At 65.9% G+C, this 20,725-nt stretch carries 17 protein-coding genes; 12 read left to right on the top strand and 5 right to left on the bottom strand.

The genetic code is table 11. The features are described from left to right. Positions 1 to 27: 27 nt before the first annotated feature. Complete coding sequence (locus ETR14_RS22805) at positions 28 to 444, top strand: DUF2147 domain-containing protein (protein ID WP_243455647.1); 417 nt, start codon at positions 28 to 30, stop codon at positions 442 to 444. A 51-nt stretch (positions 445 to 495) separates the two neighbouring features. Here ETR14_RS22805 and ETR14_RS22810 read toward each other — a convergent pair whose 3' ends face one another. After that, the gene (locus tag ETR14_RS22810) at positions 496 to 834 is read right to left on the bottom strand and encodes a hypothetical protein (protein ID WP_129389409.1); all 339 of its coding nucleotides are present in this window, start codon (positions 832 to 834) and stop codon (positions 496 to 498) included. A gap of 92 nt (positions 835 to 926) precedes the next feature. Continuing rightward, positions 927 to 1,691: a class I SAM-dependent methyltransferase gene (locus tag ETR14_RS22815; RefSeq protein ID WP_129389412.1), complete on the bottom strand. Its 765-nt coding sequence runs from the start codon at positions 1,689 to 1,691 to the stop codon at positions 927 to 929. Between the two features lie 122 nt (positions 1,692 to 1,813). On the opposite strand from ETR14_RS22815, the gene ETR14_RS22820 reads away from it, so the two are divergent. Then, positions 1,814 to 2,737: a LysR substrate-binding domain-containing protein gene (locus ETR14_RS22820; RefSeq protein WP_129389415.1), complete on the top strand. Its 924-nt coding sequence runs from the start codon at positions 1,814 to 1,816 to the stop codon at positions 2,735 to 2,737. On the opposite strand, the gene ETR14_RS22825 is transcribed toward ETR14_RS22820, so the two are convergent. Continuing rightward, positions 2,721 to 4,040: a M20/M25/M40 family metallo-hydrolase gene (locus ETR14_RS22825; protein WP_243455648.1), complete on the bottom strand. Its 1,320-nt coding sequence runs from the start codon at positions 4,038 to 4,040 to the stop codon at positions 2,721 to 2,723. The two genes, ETR14_RS22820 and ETR14_RS22825, sit on opposite strands and share 17 nt — an antisense overlap. After that, positions 4,037 to 6,868 (bottom strand): TonB-dependent receptor domain-containing protein, encoded by a 2,832-nt coding sequence (locus ETR14_RS22830; RefSeq protein ID WP_243455649.1) that lies wholly within the window; start codon positions 6,866 to 6,868, stop codon positions 4,037 to 4,039. The genes ETR14_RS22825 and ETR14_RS22830 overlap by 4 nt, the downstream gene beginning before the upstream one ends. A gap of 96 nt (positions 6,869 to 6,964) precedes the next feature. Between ETR14_RS22830 and ETR14_RS22835 the strand changes: the two genes are divergently transcribed. From ETR14_RS22835 to ETR14_RS22855, 5 genes are all read left to right on the top strand, one after another. Next, the gene (locus tag ETR14_RS22835; protein WP_206185902.1) at positions 6,965 to 7,990 is read left to right on the top strand and encodes a cyanophycinase; all 1,026 of its coding nucleotides are present in this window, start codon (positions 6,965 to 6,967) and stop codon (positions 7,988 to 7,990) included. Then, the gene (locus ETR14_RS22840; RefSeq protein ID WP_129389418.1) at positions 7,990 to 8,430 is read left to right on the top strand and encodes an Lrp/AsnC family transcriptional regulator; all 441 of its coding nucleotides are present in this window, start codon (positions 7,990 to 7,992) and stop codon (positions 8,428 to 8,430) included. The genes ETR14_RS22835 and ETR14_RS22840 overlap by 1 nt, the downstream gene beginning before the upstream one ends. A 115-nt stretch (positions 8,431 to 8,545) precedes the next feature. Then, positions 8,546 to 10,666 carry a GGDEF domain-containing phosphodiesterase gene (locus ETR14_RS22845; protein ID WP_129389420.1) on the top strand — a complete coding sequence of 707 codons (2,121 nt, stop codon included), beginning with the start codon at positions 8,546 to 8,548 and terminating at the stop codon, positions 10,664 to 10,666. Between the two features lie 334 nt (positions 10,667 to 11,000). After that, positions 11,001 to 11,627 carry an MEDS domain-containing protein gene (locus ETR14_RS22850; protein WP_129389423.1) on the top strand — a complete coding sequence of 209 codons (627 nt, stop codon included), beginning with the start codon at positions 11,001 to 11,003 and terminating at the stop codon, positions 11,625 to 11,627. Continuing rightward, positions 11,624 to 15,694, top strand: a complete 4,071-nt coding sequence (locus ETR14_RS22855; RefSeq protein ID WP_129389426.1) for a PAS domain-containing protein — start codon at positions 11,624 to 11,626, stop codon at positions 15,692 to 15,694. Before ETR14_RS22850 ends, ETR14_RS22855 begins: the two co-directional genes overlap by 4 nt. On the opposite strand, the gene ETR14_RS22860 is transcribed toward ETR14_RS22855, so the two are convergent. Beyond that, positions 15,669 to 16,691, bottom strand: coding sequence for an alpha/beta fold hydrolase (locus tag ETR14_RS22860; protein WP_206185903.1), 1,023 nt, complete (start codon positions 16,689 to 16,691; stop codon positions 15,669 to 15,671). The two genes, ETR14_RS22855 and ETR14_RS22860, sit on opposite strands and share 26 nt — an antisense overlap. A gap of 228 nt (positions 16,692 to 16,919) precedes the next feature. Here ETR14_RS22860 and ETR14_RS22865 point away from each other — a divergent pair, with 228 nt between their 5' ends. The 5 genes from ETR14_RS22865 to ETR14_RS22885 all read left to right on the top strand — a co-directional run bounded on the left by ETR14_RS22865 (position 16,920) and on the right by ETR14_RS22885 (position 20,722). Beyond that, entirely contained in the window at positions 16,920 to 17,291 is a 372-nt protein-coding gene (locus ETR14_RS22865; RefSeq protein ID WP_129389432.1) for a response regulator transcription factor, read from the top strand. Positions 17,292 to 17,301: 10 nt separating this feature from the next. Beyond that, positions 17,302 to 17,991: a response regulator transcription factor gene (locus tag ETR14_RS22870; protein WP_243455650.1), complete on the top strand. Its 690-nt coding sequence runs from the start codon at positions 17,302 to 17,304 to the stop codon at positions 17,989 to 17,991. 124 nt (positions 17,992 to 18,115) lie between these two features. After that, entirely contained in the window at positions 18,116 to 18,790 is a 675-nt protein-coding gene (locus ETR14_RS22875) for an ATP-binding protein (RefSeq protein ID WP_129389436.1), read from the top strand. A 129-nt stretch (positions 18,791 to 18,919) separates the two neighbouring features. Beyond that, positions 18,920 to 19,978 carry an MBL fold metallo-hydrolase gene (locus ETR14_RS22880; RefSeq protein WP_243455651.1) on the top strand — a complete coding sequence of 353 codons (1,059 nt, stop codon included), beginning with the start codon at positions 18,920 to 18,922 and terminating at the stop codon, positions 19,976 to 19,978. 30 nt (positions 19,979 to 20,008) lie between these two features. Beyond that, the gene (locus tag ETR14_RS22885) at positions 20,009 to 20,722 is read left to right on the top strand and encodes an SDR family NAD(P)-dependent oxidoreductase (RefSeq protein WP_129389440.1); all 714 of its coding nucleotides are present in this window, start codon (positions 20,009 to 20,011) and stop codon (positions 20,720 to 20,722) included. Positions 20,723 to 20,725 lie beyond the last annotated feature (3 nt).

A 20,725-nucleotide genomic window follows, 5' to 3' on the forward strand; every position in this document is an offset into this window, starting at 1 on the left:
CCTTCAGCTTCCATCAGGAGAGAGACAGTGCGTAAGGCGTACGTCGCTTTGGCCGCCGCGGCGGCAGCGATTTCCAGCATTTCCGGTATAGCCGAGGCGGCCGCCCCGATTGAGGCGACGGGCGTGTGGCGCAACCCCAAGAACAACGTGCATGTGCGCATGCAGCCGTGCGGCACCACCGTTTGCGGCACGGTGGTCTGGGCGACGCCCAAGGCCGAGGCCAAGGCGCGTGCGGCCGGAACCCAGAAGCTGGTCGGCACCCAGCTGTTCCGCCAGTTCAAGCAGGTGCGCCCCGGCGTCTGGACCGGGCAGGTGTTCGTTCCCGACATGGGCCGCACCTTCTCGGGCAGCATGACCGCGAACAGCGCCACCTCGATCACCGGCAAGGGCTGCCTGATCGGCAAGTTCTTGTGCAAGACTCAGACCTGGACCCGGATCGGCTGAGGCGACGCTGCGGTCGAACCAGCATGAACGATCATGCTCTAGTGTCGAGCTCTAGAAAGGCAGTTTGACGCCGACCATGACCCGCTTGCTGACCTCGCCGTTCGGCATTGCGACGGAATCGACGAAGGCGCGTGCGGTCGCCCCGCCGCCGATGCCGATCTCCGCACGGAGCGGTTTCTCCGCAAATTCGGGCCGGTAGCGGTCGCGGTCCGCATCTGGACTGCGGCGCCGTCCACACACGACGATCTCGGCGGCGTTGCTGGCGGCGCATCGGCCTGTGATCGACAGGTCTGTGTCCGCTGCCCGTATCTTGGCAAGGTCGAAATCCGACGGCACCGGTGCCGAGGAAGCGGCTGCCGTCTGCAGCATCAACAGCCAGGCCACGTCCATGCTTCGCCTCCCGATCCGGTCCGAATTTCCGGGAACAATGCGGCACGAACAAGGCGTGGCCCGCCTAATCGCTTTCGAGATGGCGCCTGCGTTCAGACGGGGGCCAACTCGAAGGTCGCGACCGGGATCGTGAAGCTGCCGTCGTCGCTAATCGCGAACGCATCTCGCACGGTCGCAGACGCCTGGCGCTGGAGCGCACGGATCGCATCGATCTGCACGGGGGGCGTCCGCATCCGCGCCACCCACGCGCTGAACTCCAGCGGCAGTTTATGGCTGGCGACGCGCTGCACCGCAAAGCCGGCACGGCCGAGCGCGGCCGACCATTCGTCCATCCGGTAGTTGCGGACGTGGCTTGGGTCGCGCAGCAATTCCATCGTCTGCAAGTGGGTGTCGAGTGCCGGATGGGGCGGCGAGACCACGTCGATGAAGATCGCCGCGCCCTGCGGTGCGAGGACGCGACGAGCCTCGCGCAACCCTGCATCGAGATCATGCCAATGGTGCGCGCTCATCCTGCAAACCAGCAGGTCGAACGCTGCACTCTCGAACGGAAGCCGTTCCGCGGCGGCCTGACAGGTCAGGACATTGGCGAGACCGCGCCGCGCCGCTTCCGCGGCGACGGCTTCGAGCATGTCGATGGAGAGATCGCAGGCGACTACCTCCGCCCCGTGCGGCGCAATCCGGTATGCGGCGTGGCCGCCGCCGCACCCGAGGTCGAGCGCACGTGCCGGCGACCGGTCGCGCGCGATGGTTTCGAGACGATCGAGATCCGGGCCGCTCGCATGCACCGCGCTCGCAACATAGGCCTGGGCCTGAGGCCCGAATTGCTGCTCGACGAGGACGTCGTGGCTGCGTGTCACATCTCTCTCCTTTCAATGTGAGACTTAGGTAGATCCGAGGGGTATCCGCACCTTCTCTCTTGCGGATGCACGGCACAATGCGGGATATCCGAGGACAGGTTTCGTCCTGGCCGAAGGCTATCATGCGGTTCGATCTGGTTGATCTTCGTCTCTTCGCGTCGGTCGTCGACGCCGGCAGCATTTCCCGCGGGGCCGCCGCCGCCAATCTCGCGCTGGCCTCGGCAAGCGCCCGGATCAGCGGCATGGAGGCGCTGCTGGGCACCGCCTTGCTGGAGCGCGGCCGGCGCGGAGTCGTGCCCACGCCGGCCGGACGCACGCTTCTCCATCATGCCCGCGCCATCCTCGCGCAGACCGAGCGCATGCGTGGCGAACTTGCCACCTTCGCAGGCGGAATGAAGGGCGAAATCCGGATGGTCTCGAACAGCGCCGCCTTGGTCGAGCTCGTCCCCCGGTCGGTCCGCGCCTTACTCGCCGCACACAGGCAGGTCGACATAGAGATCGAGGAACGGACCAGCGTCGACGTCATCGCCGCAGTGGGGGAGGGCCGCGCCGAGTTCGGCCTGGCCAGCCATTCGGTCGATGCGGGGATCCTCGAAACCCGTCCGATCCTTACCGATCGGCTGGTGCTGGTGGCGGCGGCGGATCACCCGCTCGCCGGTCGCGAGACGATCCGCTTCGCCGAACTTCTCGATCAGCCTTTCGTCGGCCTCAGCGCCGGTGCCTTGCACGCGAGTCTCGCCGATCAGGCGGCTCGTCTCGGCCGCCGCATCGGCTACCGCGTGCGGCTGCGCAGCTTCGAAACCATGGCAGGTCTGGTCGAAGCCGGAATTGGTCTCGGCATCATGCCCTTGTCAGCCGCTCTGCCGGCGCAGTCGTCGACGCTCGTCATCGTCCCGCTCGCCGATCCCTGGGCGGATCGACGTTTGGCCCTTTGTGCCCGCCGGTTCGACGATCTCAGTGCGCACGCGCGGGCGCTCGTCGAAGAATTAGCTCGGCAGGCCGCCACGCTCGAACGGGCGCGGCCGACGCTCAGCGTGGGGCGCTAAGCCGCGACATCAGGATCGCCGCGCGCTTGGCCTGGCGGCGAATGCTGGCGAGATCGACCGTCTCGCCCGGAGCGTGATCGCCGGTGCTGAAGGTGCCGAGGCCGACGAGGCCGTCGACATCGCCGGCAACGAAGGAGATGTCGCCCGCGCCGCGCTTCAGCGGATCGAGCGGCGCCATGGTCTCGAGGCCGAGATCGCGATTGACCGCATTGAGAGCAGCCAGAAGGGCCTTGTTGCCTTCGGTCGGCGCCATCGCCGGATAGCCTTCGCCGAATTCGATCTTCGCGTCCGTACCGGGCGCATGAGCCGCGACGATCGCCATCATCTTGGCGCGGACGCGCTCCGTCTGCGCGTTGCTCAAGGTACGAAAATCACCGAGCGCGATCGCGGTTGCCGGGATAATGTTGGACTTGCCCGCAACGCTGCCGGTGCCGCTCTCGTCGATCGCGGCGCGCGCTCCGCCGGCGATCACCCCGGCATTGAAGGTGAGGTTGGGCTCGGGCAGTTCCTTGCGAAAGGCGGCGAGGATCCGCACCAGTTCGTTGACGGCGCCATCGCCCTGTTCGGGCGTGAAGATGAGGGAGGAATGGCCGGTCCGGCCGCTGGCCGTCAGCGTCCAATCGGTGACGGACCGGCGCGCGATCGAGCCCATGTCCTTGCCGTCCTGTGTGACCAGCCCTTCGAAATCGAGCGCGATGTCGGCGCGCTTGCCGGCCGCGACCAGATCGGCGCGGGAGAGGCTGTGCGGGCTGCCCGCATCTTCCTCGTCGCCGGTCAGCACGATCTCGATGTCGGCCCCGGCGAGCGTGCCGGCGGCCTGCATCGCGCGCAACGCCGCCACGATCACCACCAGGCCGCCTTTGTCGTCGCCGGCGCCGGGCCCTTCGGCAAGATCGCCTTTGCGAACGAACGTCTGGAACGGGGAATCGCGTTCGAACACCGTATCGAGATGGCCGATCAGCAAAAGCTTCTTCGCACCTGCTTTGCCGGCATGGGTCGCGATCAGATGGCCGGCGCGCTGCACCTGCGCCATCGGTTTCCAGGTGACGGTGAAGCCCAGTGGCTCCAGCTCCGCCCGCATCATAGCGCCGACGGCGGTGACCCCTTCGAGGTTCAGGGTGCCGCTATTCTGGTCGACCAGCCGCTGCAGGAGACCGACGGAGCGCTCGAACTCGCCGTCGACCGTCCGCCCGATCGTCTTTTCCGCGGCGGAGAGGCGCGCCGCCGCCGGCGCTGCGGCGATCAGCAGGGCGCCGGCCGCTGCCGCAGCGGCCGCGCGGCCCAGAACCGTTCTTCCGATCACAATTTCTTCCCGCCCATTTTGTAGGTCAGCTGCAGATAGAAGCTGCGGCCGACCCCGTCGAACCACGAAATGTCGTAATAAGGATAGCTCGCATAGGTCGGGTCCTTGACCGGTGCCTTGTCGAACAGATTGTTAACGGTGCCCGACAGCCGGATCCGGTCCGTGAAGCTGTACTGGGCCGACAGATTGAACAGATAGCTCGCCTTTATGTAGGCATCCTCGTCATAATTGGGCAGCTTGCCGAGGCGCATGCCGGTGAGCGTGGTCGAGACCTTGCCGACGTTCCAGGTCAGGCTCGCCGTCCCCTTGTCGCGGGGGATGTAATAGCCGCTTTCATAAGCGAGCTTGTTGATCACCGGATCGCCCGGATATTGCCGGATCTTGTGGCTGAAGACGTAGGTGTAGGCGGCGCTCAGCGCGAAGCTGCCGATGCCGGTCTGCGGCGAACGCAGGTGGGCGGCAACGTCGATGCCGTCGGTGCTCTCCTGCGCGATATTGATCGGCGCGATCGACACGCCCTGCAATTCTCCGTCGAGGGCGCCGCCGGCATAACGCTGCACCCGGGCAAGCGCGTCGAGGCAGGTCGGCGAGCCGGTGTCGACGGCCGCGCCCGACGACGTCGTACCGATCCGGCAGTCCGCCTCGTCGCGCAGCAGGCTATCGATGTTCATGTCGAGCACCTGGTTCTTCATCTCCACCCGGAAATAGTCGGCCGAGACGTCGAACCAGCGGCGCGGCTGCCAGACGATGCCGGCGTTGAGCGATTTCGACGTTTCCGGCCGGAGATCGCGATTGCCGTTGCGGCGGGAGACGATGCCTTCGTCGGCGCGTCCGCAATCGCCGATGTCGACGTCGCTCTCTTCGGTTCGGCAGAGATAATAATCGGTCGCGGAGGGGTGGGTGTTGCCGGGGCCTCGGAACACGTAGTTCAGGTCCGGAGCCCGGAAGCCGGTGCCGTAGGCGCCGCGGAGCAGCAGGGCACGGGTCGGCCGCAATTGTGCGCCGAGGTTCCACGTCACCTTGCCGAAGCCGTTGCCGGCAAAGGCATAATGATCGTAGCGCGCGGCACCGTTCAGCTCGAGGAACGAGAAGACGGGCACACGAAGTTCGCCGCCCGCGCCCCAATGACGGCGCTTGCCGCTGCCGTCCGAATCGATCAGCCCAACATAATATTGGGTGAGCGCGAGCGGATCGGGCCTGAGGTCGTAGCCCTGGTTGCCAGCCTCGATCACCGCGGCGAAGCCGACCGGCCCAGCCGGAAGCGCGAACAGATGGGTGGTGTTGATCGTGGCGGACGCATTGTTCACCCACGACTTCGGCCGGTAGACCGAATCGGCGGTGATCGAGCGATACTCGTCCGGGGTGAGCGGCGTGTAGAGCCGGGTCGGATCGGCATCGAAGATCGCATAGCCGCTGTCCGGATCGACGCCCTGCTGGCTGCCGAGGAAGAAGGCGTTGGCCTTGTCGATCACCACCTGCGGAAAGTGGACGGTCGAGCGGTATTCGGCATGGTTGAGGGCGACCTCGTAGGACCAGCGGTCATCGGTGCCGAAGCTGCCCTTGATACCCGGCGTGATGGTGTAGCTCAGGGCATTGTTGCGGGTCAGTCCGGCCTTGAGGCCGCCCATCTCCTCCGGCGTGAACTGGCGGCTCCAATTGTCGAGCTGGGCGCCGCTATAGGTGTCGTCGGGCGACAGATTGGGATTGAAGAAGGTCCCTTCCTCATTGCCGTCGGGCGAGACGTAGAACCAGTCGAGAACGTCTCGGAACAGCTTCAGCCGCGAATAGCTGAACTGGAGATCGGCGAAGAGTTCGGTACGATCGCCGAGCTTGTAGCTGAGCGCGCTGTAGGCGGACACCGACCTGCGCTTCGAAATCATCGTTCCGAACGCAACCGATTCGTTGCTACCGCAGAACCGGCCCGGCCCCGATATCGTGTCGTAGCGCGGACGGCTGGCATAATAGGTCGTGCCGAAGTTGAGGTCGGCGAGGCCGGCGCAGGTCGCCGCTCCGGGATCGATATAGCCGCTATCCTCGTCGGTGCGGAGAAAGGTGCGGCGGGCCAGCGGCGCTTCGGTGGTCGGATTGTCGGCCGTCGAATCCTGGCGCTTGCGTTGATATTGCCAGAGCGGCCGTTGATCGAGGAACTCGACTCCGAGCAGGCCCGTGAAGGCCCCGCTCTGCCAACCGGTGGACGCGGTGATCCGATAGGATGCGCCGCCGCCGTCTTCGGTGTCGCCGTAGCGAAGGTCGATCCGGGTGCCGTCCGGCCTGGACTTGAGCTGGAAATTGACCACGCCCGAAATCGCGTCCGAGCCGTAGATCGCCGACGCGCTCCCGCTCAGGATCTCCACGCGCTCGATGAGGCCGATCGGGATGTTGGAAATGTCGGTGAAATTGCTGTTGCCGTTGAACGGCAGCGGGAAGTCGGCGATCCGGCGGCCGTTGACCAGCACCAGAGTGTGGTTGGGGCCGAGCCCGCGCAGATCGACCTGCTGCGCACCGGGCGTGAAATCGGCGCCGGAGAAGCTCTGCTGGCTCTGCGTCTCGCCGCCATTCTGGGTGATCGCCCGCAGCACGTCGGGCACGCTCTGATAGCCGTTGCGGAGGATGTCCTCGGAGGTGATCGTCGTCACCGGCGCCGGCCCTTCGGCCTGCACCCGCGGAATGCGCGAGCCGAGCACGACGATCTCGCCGCCGGCCGTCTCCTCGCCCACGGCCGCTGCGCCCACATCCACGGCCTCGCCGGTCTGGGCAGCCGCGGCTCCGGCGAGCACGACCAGGCTGCAGCCGGCCATGGCGAGGCCGATGATCTTCCGATGACGCACGAACACTTCCCCCTCGTGATTTGACGAGACATATTGACACCGGGGTCCATCAGATTGGAATGACAAATATTCATAGTGTCGGGTGCGTCGAACGAAATGATTGAACCTGTCGCCAGGAGGACACTGTTCGGGCTTCTCGCCGCCATGATCGCGGCGCTTGCCTGGACGCCCGCCGCGTCACGTCCGGCCAAGCCCGCCTACGAACATTATCAAATCGGCGCTGCGAAGGCCGCGCGCCCTTCCGCCACCGCCCCCGGCCTGCTTCTCGTCGGCGGCGGCGACTGGGATTACGGCGCCTTCCGCTGGTTCGCGGCGCAGGCGGGGCATGGTCACATCGTCGTCCTGCGCGCCTCCGGCGCGGGCGAGGCGGGCGAGGAATTCTACAATCAGGTGGGCGGCGTCGCCTCGGTCGAGACCCTGGTGTTCCACCACCGCAGCGCCGCTTCCGATCCGGCGGTGCTCGCCATCCTAGCCAAGGCGGACGGCATCTTCCTCGCCGGCGGCGATCAGGCCAATTACGTCAATTTCTGGAAGGGTACGGCGGTCGCTCGGCTGCTCGATGACCATGTCCGCAAGGGCAAGCCGATCGGCGGCACCAGCGCCGGTCTCGCGATTCTCGGCGGCATCGGCTACGGAGCGCTCGACGGCGGCAGCATCGACAGCCCGGCCGCGCTGGCCGATCCGGGTGGTGCGGCAGTCACGCTGGTCGGCGATTTCCTGCACATGCCGCGGCTCGCCCATGTCGTCACCGACACCCATTTCAGCGCGCGCGACCGGCTCGGCCGGCTGATCGCGTTTCTCGCCAAGGCGCGGCAGGTCGATCCCGAGGCGATCGGACTCGGCGTCGACGAGGGCAGCGCCCTGTGCGTCGAAGCCGATGGGACTGCGCGCCTGCACACGCCCGATGGCGGCTTTGCGTGGCTGGTCGAACCGCAGGGACGGCCGGCTCTTGCGCCTGGGATGCCCTTGGACTGGCGGCGGATCCGGATTACGGGTGTCGGGGCGGACAGCATCCTGGACCTCGGCACCATGCGCGTCACCAATCCCGCTTTCTCCGGAGAGGCCGAAGTCCGGCAAGGCGTGCTTGTCGGCGCACCCGGGCCGGGGCCGGCGGCGCGCTGATGACGGCCCGGGCGCCGGAAGATGTCGATCGGCAACTTCTGGCGCTGCTTCGCGAGGATGCGCGCAGGAACGTCTCGGAGCTCGCGCTGGCGCTCGGAGTGTCCCGCTCCACCATCTACAGCAGCATCGAGCGGCTGGAGCGGGCAGGGACCATCCTCGGCTACACCGTGCGTCTCGGCGATGCCTATGACCGGCGGCTGATCCGCGCCCATGTCATGATCAAGGTCTTGCCCAAGGCTATCGGCGTGACCCAGGATGCGCTGGCGACGATGTCGGAACTTGCCGGGCTTTACGCGATCGCCGGGGAATATGATCTGATCGCGATCGTCGAAGCCCCGGATCTCACCCGCCTGAACGACCTGCTCGACGCCATCGGCGCGATCGAGGGGGTCGAGCGGACGACCTCTTCGGTGATCCTGGCGACCAAGCTGCAGCGCTGAGCCCGCTTCATCAACCACCTGTTAACGACGGCAGCCTAAGTCTCTCGGTCAGCACCGAATTCCAGGCGAATGGGTGTTCGGCGCGCCTCGGCGACGAGGATGCACAGGAGTGAGCGTGACCTTTCGGAGCCAATCCTCGGACGCACTATCGATTCGCGCCGAGCGGATTCTGGTTTTCGCGATTGCCGGCACGCTTGCCTCCATCGCCGCATCGCTGGACTTCTTCGAGCGGTTCCGCGCATTCTCGGCACGATACGAGCATTTCGAAGTGGACGAGGTGCTGACCGCGCTGCTCGGGTTCGCGCTCGCCGGTGCCTGGCTCGCGTGGCGCACCAGCCGCCGGCTTTCGGTTGCCATGGCCGAGGTCCAGTCGCTTCAGGCGCAGGCGATCGCAGCCGCCCGCCTCGATCCGTTGACCGGCCTGCCCAATCGCCGCGCGCTCGCCGAATTCGTGGCCGATCATCGCAATGCCGGGGAAGGCGGCAGCGCACTCACGGTCCTGATCAGCGATCTCAATCACTTCAAGGCGGTCAACGACACCCACGGCCACCGCGCCGGCGATATCGTCCTGCGCGAAATCGGTGCCCGCTTGCGCGCGGTTCAGACCGACCATGACGGGGTGCTGATCGTGCGCTTGGGCGGCGACGAATTCGCCGCCGTGGTGCACCATGATCCGGAGAGCGATCTTCCGGAGCGGATTTCGCGGCGGATCGCGCAGGCGGCGCGTAGGCCGATCGCAATCGCCGAGGATCTCACCGTCACTCTGAGCGCCTCCGTGGGCATGGCCGGGGTCGTTGCAGGTACCGCGATCGATGAGACCCTGAGCGCCGCCGACGCCGCCATGTACGCGGCCAAGCGGCGCGCTGCCTCGATCCGGGCGACGCATGCGCCCGCGGCGGCCGATACGGCCCACGGCACCTGGCGGCGCCGGCTGCTCGAGCGGCCCGGACCATTGGATGGCAGGGGCCGCACCGTGTTCGCCGCCGCGCTCAGTATCGATCGCTTTGCGGCGATGCGGGCGACGATCGGTCATGCCATGGGGGCGCAGTTGGTGCGGGAACTGGTCGAGCGGCTGGGCGCTTCGATCGGCGAGCTGGCGATCGAGCGGATCGCCCCCGATACCGTCGCAATTGCGTTCGACGGCGCCAATGCCGCCGACGCCGCAGACGTGATCGAACGGCTCCAAATTGCCGCGGAAGGGGCGATCGCGGTCGGCGACCATGTCGTCGATCTCTCCGTCACGATCGGCTATGCGGGGCCGGGATCGGCGGACGAGCTGCGGGTGCTCGGCGAACAGGCGCAGATCGCGCTCGATCAGGCCCGGAATGCGCGGCACCGGCGCGCCTTGTTCAGCAAGGCTGATTACGGCGATCCCTCGGACCGGCTGGCGCTGATGCGAGACATGCGCGCAGGTTTGGCCAACGGCGAGATCACCTTGCGCTACCAGCCCAAGATCCGGATCCGCGACGATGCCATCGACGGGGTCGAGGCCCTGATCCGCTGGCGGCATCCGGTGCGCGGCAGCATCGGACCCGAAGAGTTCGTCCGGATCGCCGAGGAAACCGGCGACATTCGCGACATGACCGAATGGGTGCTGCATCGCGTGATCGCCGACCAGGCCTTTCTGCGTCAGTCGGGGATCCGCCTTCCCGTTCACGTCAACATGCCCGCCCGCCTCGTCGGAGACGAGGCGTTCACCAGGCGGATGCTTGCGCTGATCGGCACTGCAGAGGGAGAGATCGGGCTCGAGGTCACCGAGATCGCGGTGATCGACGATCCGGCGAACGCACTGGCCAATCTGCACCTGCTCGCCGACGCCGGCATCCGCCTGTCGATCGATGATTATGGCGCCGGCACGTCGTCGCTCGCCTATCTCAAGCAATTGCCCGTGCAGGAGCTCAAGATCGATCGGCAGTTCATCACCGAGCTCGTCGAGAGCCGCCGCGATCCGTTGATCGTTCGCTCCACCATCGACCTTGCCCACGGACTCGGCATGGACGTCACCGCCGAGGGCGTCGAGACGGAGGCGGCGAGGGACATGTTGCGGGTGATGGGCTGCGACCGCATCCAGGGCTTCCTCGTCGCGCCGGCACTGGAAATCGAGGAACTGATCGATTTCTGCGCAAGGAGGCGCGGCGAAGGGCAGGGGGCAGCGGAGGAAAGCCGATCGTGCCCTGTCGCGGCAGAGGGCGGAAACCGGCAGGCGCCGCTCCCTGCGACATCCTGCCGGGCCTGATTGCGAAGACGGTCAAACTTCCCGGACAAGCGCGGTACGCCGGCGAAACACTTGAAGTCATCAGCGCCGCTGTGAACCAAGGAAATACGCCGTGCCAAGCACATGGCGTCCGCCAAGTTGCGATTGTTGCAGTGTTATCGGCAGGCCCGACTGCTCCACCTGTCGATGATATTTGAGCTGTCATGCCATGCCAGCGCATCTCCGCAGGGGCGGGATCGCCGATGCTTGCTTCGCGGAACACGTCCATGTCATAGGATTGCTCGCCCTGACGAGCCTGAACGGGTGCGACGTCCGGGCGCTTCGAGCGCGATCTTCAGCCTGCGGGGGATGTCGCATGAATCAGGCGACCGGGATGCATCTGGATTGTACGGCATCGGAAGACGTCAGGCATGCCTGCGCCTTCTTCAATGGGGAGGACGAGGCCTATCGCACCTTGCTGCCGTTCATAGCCGAGGGCTTCACGCGCGGCGAAAAGGCGGTCCACATCATCACACCCGATCAGGAATCGCGCCACCTTGCGCGTTTGGCGGAGGCGGGCATCGACCTGCCAGCCGCCCGTGAGCGCGGGCAGCTCGATGTTCGTCGCAATGATGACGTCTATCTGAGCGGCGGACGCTTCGACCAGGACCGGATGGTGGCCGCGTTCGAAGCCATGGCCGGCGGCGACGGCACCTTCCCCATCAGCCGGATCGTCTGCAACATGGACTGGGCGGGGCAGTCGCCGCACCACGAAGAACTGATCGAATTCGAGGCGCGCGTGAACGAGATCTGGCGGCGCCATCGTGACATCGTGATCTGCGTGTACGATCTGAAGATGCTTTCCGGCGACATGCTGATCGATATCCTGCGCACCCATCCGATGGTGCTGATCGGCGATGCCGTGCAGCAGAATCCGTTTTTCATCGAGCCCGGCGCGTTCCTGCGTGCACGGAGGGGCGAGATTGCCGGCACCGGCCGATGATCCGCGCCGACGGAGACGTGGAAACGGGCCCCGCGACCGAGACTGCGCGGCTGAAGCGCGAGATGAACGATCTCGTCGGCCTGATCGGCGTCGGAGCCGCATCGCGCGGCGGCGAAGCGGGCCCGGCGCTTCGCCGGCTCGCCGAAGCATTGTTCGGCATGTCCATGCTCGACGTTTTCGTCCTCGACCTCGTCGAAGAGGTCGAAGGCACCGGGACGATCCTGCTCGCCGGCGACAATTACCCGACTGGATCCAGCCTTCTCCGGGAGCAACTTCGTCAACTGATCGAGGAGGAAGCACGAACCCCGGTGGGGGTGAGGCGCAGCCGGCTTCTCGGCGGCGAGGTGTCGCTTGCCTTCGTGCCGCTTGGCCTTGATCGGCGGTTCGGCACGCTGGTGGCGGCGAGCACACGCGCCGACTTCCCCACGCATGGCGAGCGGCTGCTGCTCAACGTCGGGGCCAACCAGGCGTTGCTCAACCTGCAGGAGGCGCGGCTGCAGCAGGCGCAGCGCCGCCGCACCGAGGAACTCGACGCCCGCGTGGCGCAGCGAACCCGCGAGCTTGCCGAAGCCAATGCGGCGCTCGAGGCGGAAATCGCCGATCGCCGGCTTGCGGAGCAGGCCCTGCGGGCGAGCGAACTCAATGCGACCGCCCTGATCGAGAATCTGCCGGGTTTCGTCGCGGTGCTCGGGCCGGACGGTCGCGTCGAGCAGGTGAACCGGCAGATCGAGGCGTATTGCGGCGTCGGCCTCGAGGAATTGCGTGGCTGGGGCACCAACGGCATCGTCCATCCTGACGACATGCCGCACGTCGCCGACATCTTCGGCGGTTCGATCGCGGCCGGCACGCCCTATCAGATCGAGCAGCGACTCCGCCGCTTCGACGGGCACTATCGCTGGTTCGACAATCGGGGCCGTCCCCTGCGCGATGCGAGCGGTGCGATCGTCGCCTGGCACGTGCTGCTGACGGATGTCGACGATCGCAAGCGCGCCGAAGTCTCGCTGCGCGCGAGCGAACAGCGGCTACGGGAGCAATCGGAGACGATCCCGCAAATGCTGTGGAGCGCGACGCCCGACGGCCACATCGACTACTGCAACGAACGGCTGCTCGAATATAGCGGCCTCACCGCAGAGGAAGTCGCCGGCGGAGGATGGGTGAACCTGCTCCATCCTGACGACCGTGACCGTGCGGCCGAAGTCTGGGGAAGGAGCCTCGAGACCGGTGAGCCTTATTCCGTCGAAGTCCGCCACTTCCATGTCGCCGATCAGAGCCATCGCTGGATCCTGACCCTGGCGTTGCCGCTCCGCGACGCCGAAGGGAGGATCGTCAAATGGTACGGATCGTGCGCGGACATCCACGATCGCAAGCTCGCCGAGGATGCGCTGAAGGCGAGCGAGCGGCATCTCGCCCAGATCATCGATACGATCCCGGCTTATGTCTGGTCGGCGCGCGGCGACGGCGAGACCGATTTCCACAACAAGCATTATCGCGAATTTTTCGGGCTTCGCACCGAAGCGCTTCAGAGCTGGGACTGGGCCTCCGTGACCCATCCGGCGGACGTCGAACACGCGATGGCGCAGTGGCGGGGAGCGCTCGCCTCGGGCGACCCCATGGAAGCGCAGACCCGCATCCGGGGCGCCGACGGCAGCTATCGCTGGGTGCTGAACCGGGCGAGCGCGCTCGAGGAGGGCGACGGGAGCGTCAAATGGTTCGGCGTCATCATCGACATCGAAGAGATGAAGCAAGCGGAAGAACGCCTCCGCCAGAGCGAACTGAACTTGCGTCGCCTGACCGAGACGATCCCGCAGAACCTGTTCGGCGCCGGTGCCGACGGCCTCGTCAACTACCTCAATCCGCAATTGCGCCACTGGTTCGGGCGCAGCGACGATACGATCATGGCGGAAGAATGGGTCCACCTGGTGCATCCGGAGGACCGCGAACCGACCATCGAAGCCTGGACCAGCACCGTCGCTGCCGGCACGTCCTATCGACACGAGGTGCGCTTCATCAGCAGGGACGGGAGCTATCGCTGGTGCGAGGTCCAGGCGCAGCCGCTACGCGACGAGTTCGGGGCGATCCTGGCGTGGCACGGAGTCGTCAACGACATTCACGATCGCAAGGTGGCCGAGGATGCGTTGAAGGCCAGCGAGCAGACCCTGCGGCTGACCATCGATACGATTCCGGCCCTCGTCTGGTCCGCCGAGGCCGATGGAACGGCGGATTTCTTTAACCAGCATTATCTCGACTATGTCGGCCGTACCCGAGACAACCTTGCGGCGTGGCAGTGGATCGGGCTGGTTCATCCCGACGATCTCGCCGCGCTCGGCGAAGTGTGGGCGCTCTGCCGCGACAGCGGGCAGGGTGCAGAGGCCGAAGCGCGCCTCCAGCGGCATGACGGCAGCTATCGCTGGTTCCGGTTCCAGGCCAGTCCGCTGCACGACGCCGACGGTAACGTCGTCAAATGGTACGGGATCAACACGGATATCGAAGACCGGAAGCGGGTCGAGACCGAGCTTGCCGCCCGTGAGCGGACGCTGCGTGAAGCGCACAAGCATCTCAGCCAGGCGCAGCGCCTCAGTCGCACCGGCAGCTTCACCACCGACGTCCAGGCAGACACGCACGTCTGGTCCGACGAACTCTATGCTATCCTCGAATATGACAGGAAGCACGCGCCGACCTTCGCCGCCTTCCGTGATCGCATCCATGCCGCGGATCGGCCGGCTTTCGACGCGGGCTTCCGCCGGTCGATGGCCGACCGCGTCGATTTCGACGAGAGCTTCAGGATCGTCACCCCCAGGGGCAATATGAAATACCTGCACGCGGTCGCGCACTTCCAGGAAGACAGTCCGGATCGCCCGATCGTCATCGGCTCGATCCAGGACGTGACCGAAAGCAGGCATGCCGAGGATCAACTGCGGAGAAGCGCCCATTATCTTTCGGCCGGCGAGCGGGTCAGCATGACGGGATCCTTCGCGTGGGATGTCGAGACCGACGAGATCGCCTATTCCGATCAGTTGCGCGAGATCCACGAGCTCGAGGCCGAGCGCCGGTTGCGCGGCGCCGACTTCCGAAGCCGCTTCCATCCCGATGACCTGCCGATCTTCGAGAAGCAGGTGGGCGCACTCGCACAGGGGGTGGACAGTATCGATTACGAAATGCGGCTGCGCATGCCGGACGGCAGGATCAAGCATGTTCACGCATTCGCGAAGATGATTCAGCAGGCCGATGGCCGCCGCGAATGCGTCGGTGCCGTCCAGGACGTCACCCGGCGCCGACAGGCCGAAGAGTCGCTCCAGAGAGTGCGGGGCGAGCTTGCTCATGTCGCGCGCGTGACCAGCCTTGGGCAGCTCACCGCATCGATCGCCCATGAGGTCAGTCAGCCCCTTGCCGGAATTATCACCAATGCGAACACGTGCCTGCGCATGCTCGCCGCCGATCCGCCGGATGTGGATGGAGCGATCGCCACGGCGCGGCGAACGCTGCGCGACGGCAATCGCGCAACCGAAGTGATCAGGCGGCTGCGATCTTTGTTCAGGAAAACGGAGCAAGCGTTCGAGCCCCTCGATCTCAACGATGCCGCGCGGGAGATCGTCGCGCTGTCGTCGCAGGATCTCCAGCGGCGGGGCATCGTCATCGCGGCGGAGTTCGACGACCTGCTTCCCGTCGCGGGCGATCGGGTCCAGCTCCAGCAGGTCATCCTCAACCTCGTGCTGAATGCGGCGGATGCGTTGGACGAGGTCACGGATCGGCAGCGTCTGATCGTGATCGAGACGCAGCAGGTTTCTCCCGTGCATGTGGAGCTCACCGTGCGCGATACCGGGCCGGGACTCGCCGACGAGGATAGCAAGCGGGTCTTCGAACCTTTCTACACCACCAAGGCCGGCGGAATGGGAATCGGCCTGTCGGTCAGCAAATCGATCCTCGAACACCATGACGGCAGGCTCTGGGTGGAGAGCGATCGCGCCGGAACCGCTTTCTCCTTTTCGGTGCCGGTGGCGCAGGCTTCCGACCCCGCTGCCGGGGACTTATCGCTCGATCGCTCTATGCGGGCTTCGCCAGATCGATGATCGCCTCGGCGAACTGGCGCGGCGCCTCCTGCGGCAGATTATGGCCGATGCCGCCGCGGATCAGGCGGTGCTGATAGCGGCCGGTGAATTTCGTCGCATAAGCCGCTGGATCCGGATGCGGCGCCCCATTGGCATCGCCCTCCATCGTAATCGCCGGCACCGCGATCGTCGGCGCGGCGGCAAGCCGCTGTTCGAGCGAGTCGTAGCGCCGCTCGCCGTCTGCGAGGCCTTGGCGCCACCGATAGTTGTGAATGACGATGGCGACATGGTCGGGATTGTCGAAGGCCGCCGCCGAACGGTCGAAGGTCGCGTCGTCGAAATGCCATTGCGGCGAGGCCAGCTTCCAGATCAGCTTGGCAAAGTCGCGGCGATACTGGGCGTAGCCGTCGCGGCCCCGCTCCGTCGCGAAGTAGAATTGATACCACCACTGGAATTCCGCTGCCGGCGGCAGCGGCTTTTTGCCCGCCGCCTGGCTTCCGATTAGATAACCGCTCACCGACACCAGGCCCTTGCACCGTTCGGGCCATAAAGCGGCGATGATGTCGGCGCTGCGGGCGCCCCAGTCGAAGCCGGCGACGAGTGCGCTCGGGATTGCCAGCGCGTCCATCATCGCGATCGTATCCGCTGCAACCGCGGACGGCTGTCCATTTCGCATGGTGTCGTCCGAAAGGAAGCGGGTGGTGCCAAAGCCGCGCAGATAGGGGATCAGCACTCGGTAGCCGTGCTGCGCCAGCATCGGCGCGACCTCGACGAAGCTGTGAATGTCGTAGGGCCAGCCGTGCAGCAGGATGACGGGCGGCCCGTCGGCCGCGCCAAGCTCGGCATAGCCGATCTCGACCTCGCCCGCGCGGATCGAGCGAAGCGGCAGGGGCTTTGGTCTCGGCGCAGCCACGGTCGCTCCTGCAGAATGGGTCTTCGCCAGCGCCGGCCAGTCCGTCATCGCTGCTCCGGCGAGTGCGGCGCCGAGCAGTTCGCGGCGTTTCAGATCGATCTGCATGCATTTTGTCCTTGGATCCATGCGGGGCATGCCGGATCGCATCGTTGCGAAGCCGCTGCCATTGTCCAAAGGTTTAGGTCGCGGCCGCGCAGCGCCCGCGGGTTCCGAGCACCGACACCAAAGTATGCATGGACGACGCTGGTCCGGCGGCTCATGATCTGCTCGTTGGCCTGACCAGAAGGAGGATCTCACGCGCAGGATCGTTCGGCGGGAGCCAAGGGAAGCCCCATGGAAGATCGCAAGATGATCGCCGTCGTGGATGATGACGAATCCGTGCGAGAATCCTTGCCCGAATTGCTGAAATCTTTCGGCTTCGATGCAAGACCATTTGCGTCGGCGGAAGCGTTTCTGACGTCCGGTGAATGCGGTGCCGCCGATTGCCTGATCCTCGACGTGGCGATGCCCGGCATGAGCGGTCCCGAGCTTCAGCAGGCGCTCCGCCGCCTCGGCCACCGGATACCGATCATATTCATCACCGCGCACTCCGATGAGAAAGGCTGGTCCGCTTTGCTCGCCAGCGGGGCTGTTGCCTGCCTCATCAAGCCGTTCAGCGAGGACGCGATCCTCGATGCGGTCAGGCTCGCGCTCGAACGCGAATGAGGATTTGCCGATGTATGCTCTCGCCGCGCACAGCAATCGCACGTCCAATGGGGCTGGTCACCTGACGGCTGGAGGGACGGCCATGTCCGAGGCGAACCCGATGGTCATCATCGTCGACGACGACGTCTCTATCCGGGAATCGCTTCAGCCTGCGCTCGAACTCGCCGGCTGGACGGTGAAGAGCTTCGAGTCGGCGACGGCCTTCCTCGAATCGGAGGCGCCGGAAGGCCCCTCCTGCCTGTTGCTGGACGTCAGCCTGCCAGACCTCAGCGGGCTCGATCTGCAGGCCCGGATCGCCGATCGTCGTGCCGAGATGCCGATCATCTTCATGACGGGCTATGGCGACGTACCGATGACAGTGCGGGCGATGAAGGCCGGAGCGGCCGAGTTCCTGACCAAGCCCCTCGACGAAGAAATCCTGTTCGCGGCGGTCGAGCGGGCCATCGCGCAGAGCCGCATCGCGGTTCGAGAGCGGGCAGCCATGCGTGCCATCAAGGCGCGCTATGCCTCGCTCAGCCGGCGCGAGCGGGAGGTGTTGCGGCTGATCGTCGCAGGGCGGCTCAACAAGCAGGTCGGCGGCGATCTCGGCATCAGCGAGATCACCGTCAAGGCCCACCGCGGCCGGGTGATGGAGAAGATGAAGGCTGGTTCCTTCGCCGATCTCGTCAAGATGAGCGCGAAACTTCGCCTGGAGGAATAGTCCGGAGTCCCGTCGAGGCCACCGATACGTAGGTCTCCGCCACACCATGGTGTGATAGCGTCCCCCGTCCCATTACCCGCACAACGTCCTCACCGGTCGAAGGTCGACCGCGAGGAGGGTAGAGATGCTGGGATGTGATTCCGCGCCGGACGTGCTGCTGCCGCCGAGTTCGTTGAAGCTCGTCGAGGAAATCAATCATCGGGTCGTCAACGAATATGCGGAGGCGATCGCGACCCTGTCGCTGGCGGCGTCGCGCGTAGAGGATCCGGCCGCCCAGGCGGTGCTGGCCAGGGCCGCAGCCCGGCTGCACGACCATGCGGAATCCCATCGTGCGCTGATGCCTCCCGCGGTGGACGGAGAGGCGGATCTCGGCGACCATGTCGCCCGCATCTGCGACGCCTTTACCAGAGCGACCCTTGCCGAGCGCGACGTGCATCTCGGGGTCCGCACCGTCGAGATCAGGCTTGCCGCCGAACGCTGCTGGCGGATCGGGCTGGTGCTCGTCGAACTGATCCGCAATGCCGCGCGGCACGGCTTGCGGGGCAGCGGCGGTCTGATCTCGGTCGAGGTGTCGGAGCAGTCGGGCCTGCTGACCTGCGAGGTGCGGGACAACGGACGTCCGCCGTCGCGGGCTATTCCCGGTCGAGGGCAGGGACTGATCCGGGCACTCGTGGCCGAGCTCGGCGGCGGGGTGGAATGGATCTTCACCGAAGGCGGAGCAATCGCGCGTGTGCAATTGCCGGTGCGGGAGGACGCCGATTGCCTCACGCTGACCCGGAATTCGCTGAAGAGTTCCTGATTTTCGCTATTTTGCGCCACGCCCGACACGATCGTATCGTCGATACCTTCGTTCAATTACGCATTCTGCTTCGTCGTTTAACTGTACTTCGTGGTCCGCGACGGGTGCGGATGATCTAAGGAACGGGTCATGACTGTGAAGCATGCGCGATTATCGTCTCTTCTACTTGGTGCGACGTGCGCGGCACTCGCTCTGTTCGAATCTGCCCAGGCCTCCGCCCAGGCTCCGGCGGGCGCCGCCGGCACACCCTATGCGAACATGCCCGCGCTTGCGCCGATCGGCGTTCGCCCGGATCGCTACCTTCCGGTGCCGGCCGAGGATCGCGCGCCCCCGATCGACCCGGCCAAAGGCTATCGCCTGCAGCCATTGGGCCGCGGCCTCTACATGGTGACGGAGAATGCCTACCAGTCCATGTTCCTGGTTTATGAGACCGGGGTGGTGGTGGTCGATGCGCCGCCGACCTATGCGCAGCATCTTCGGGCCGCGATCGCCGAGGTGACGGCGCTGCCGATCACGCACGTCGTCTACAGCCATTCTCATATCGATCACATCGGCGGCGTCACCGCGCTCGGCGGGCACCCGGTGCTGATCGGGCATGAGGAGACGGCCCGCCTGTTGGCTCGCGCGAAGGATCCGAACCGCCCGGTTCCCACGGTCACCTTCAAGGATCGCTACACGCTGACGGTGGGCAGCCAGCGTCTCGAACTCAGCTACCATGGCATCGCCCACGAGCCCGGAAACATCTTCATCTATGCGCCCGAGCAGAAGGTGCTCATGGTGGTGGACGTCGTGTTTCCGGGCTGGATGCCGTGGCGCCGCTTCGCCCTTGCGCAGGACGTACCGGGCTATTTCGCTCAGGTAGCCGAAATCGACCGTCTCCCGTTCGAGACCATCGTCGGCGGCCATGTCAGCCGGGTCGGCACCCACGCCGATGTCGCGCTGCAGCTCGCCTTCATGGCCGACGTCAAGGCGGCGGCCGCGGCGGCGCTGAAGAGCACCGAGCCCGGCCGCGAGATCGACCCTGCAGACGCGAGCAACGCGTGGGCGGTGTTCGACAATTACATCGACCGCGTGGTCATCCAGTGCGTCAATGCTGTGGCGCCCAAGTGGCAGTCGAGGCTCGCCGGCTTCGACGTCTACATCTGGGACCAATGCTACGCGATGGAACAGAGCCTGCGCATCGACTGAGCACCTTTCCCCATTTTCAGGAGCAATATAATGACCACCCAGCACAAAGTCGCCCTCGTCACCGGCGGATCGCAAGGCATCGGCGAGGATCTGGTGCGCGGCTATCGCGAGCTCGGCTATCGTGTCGTCGCCACGTCCCGCTCGATTGGCCATTCGAGCGATCCGGGCCTGCTCACCGTGAAAGGGGATATCGGCGACCCCGATACGGGCCCACGCGTGGTCGAACGGGCCCTCCAACATTTCGGCCGGCTCGATACGCTGGTCAACAATGCCGGCATCTTCGTGGCCAAGCCGTTCACCCGCTACGATGCCGGCGATTATGCCAGGGTCGTCGCGACCAACCTCGCCGGCTTCTTCTTCATCACGCAGGCTGCGGTCGCCGCGATGGAGAAACAGGGTGAGGGCGGTCACGTCGTCAGCATTACCACGGCGCTCACCGACCAGCCGCTTTCGGCGGTGCCATCGGTGCTGGCATCGCTGACCAAGGGCGGGATCGACGCGGCGACGCGCAGCCTCGCGATCGAATATGCCGCCCGCGGCATTCGCGTGAACGCGGTCGCCCCCGGCGTCATCAAGACTCCGATGCACCCGGCGGAAACCCATGCAACCCTCGCTTCGCTTCACCCGGTCGGGCGCATGGGCGAGATCTCCGAAGTGGTCGATGCCGTGCTCTACCTCGAACGCGCCGGCTTCGTCACCGGCGAGACCCTCCATGTCGACGGCGGCCAGTCCGCCGGCCACTGATCT

This window comes from Sphingosinicella sp. BN140058, assembly GCF_004135585.1.
Classification (GTDB): Bacteria; Pseudomonadota; Alphaproteobacteria; order Sphingomonadales; family Sphingomonadaceae; genus Allosphingosinicella.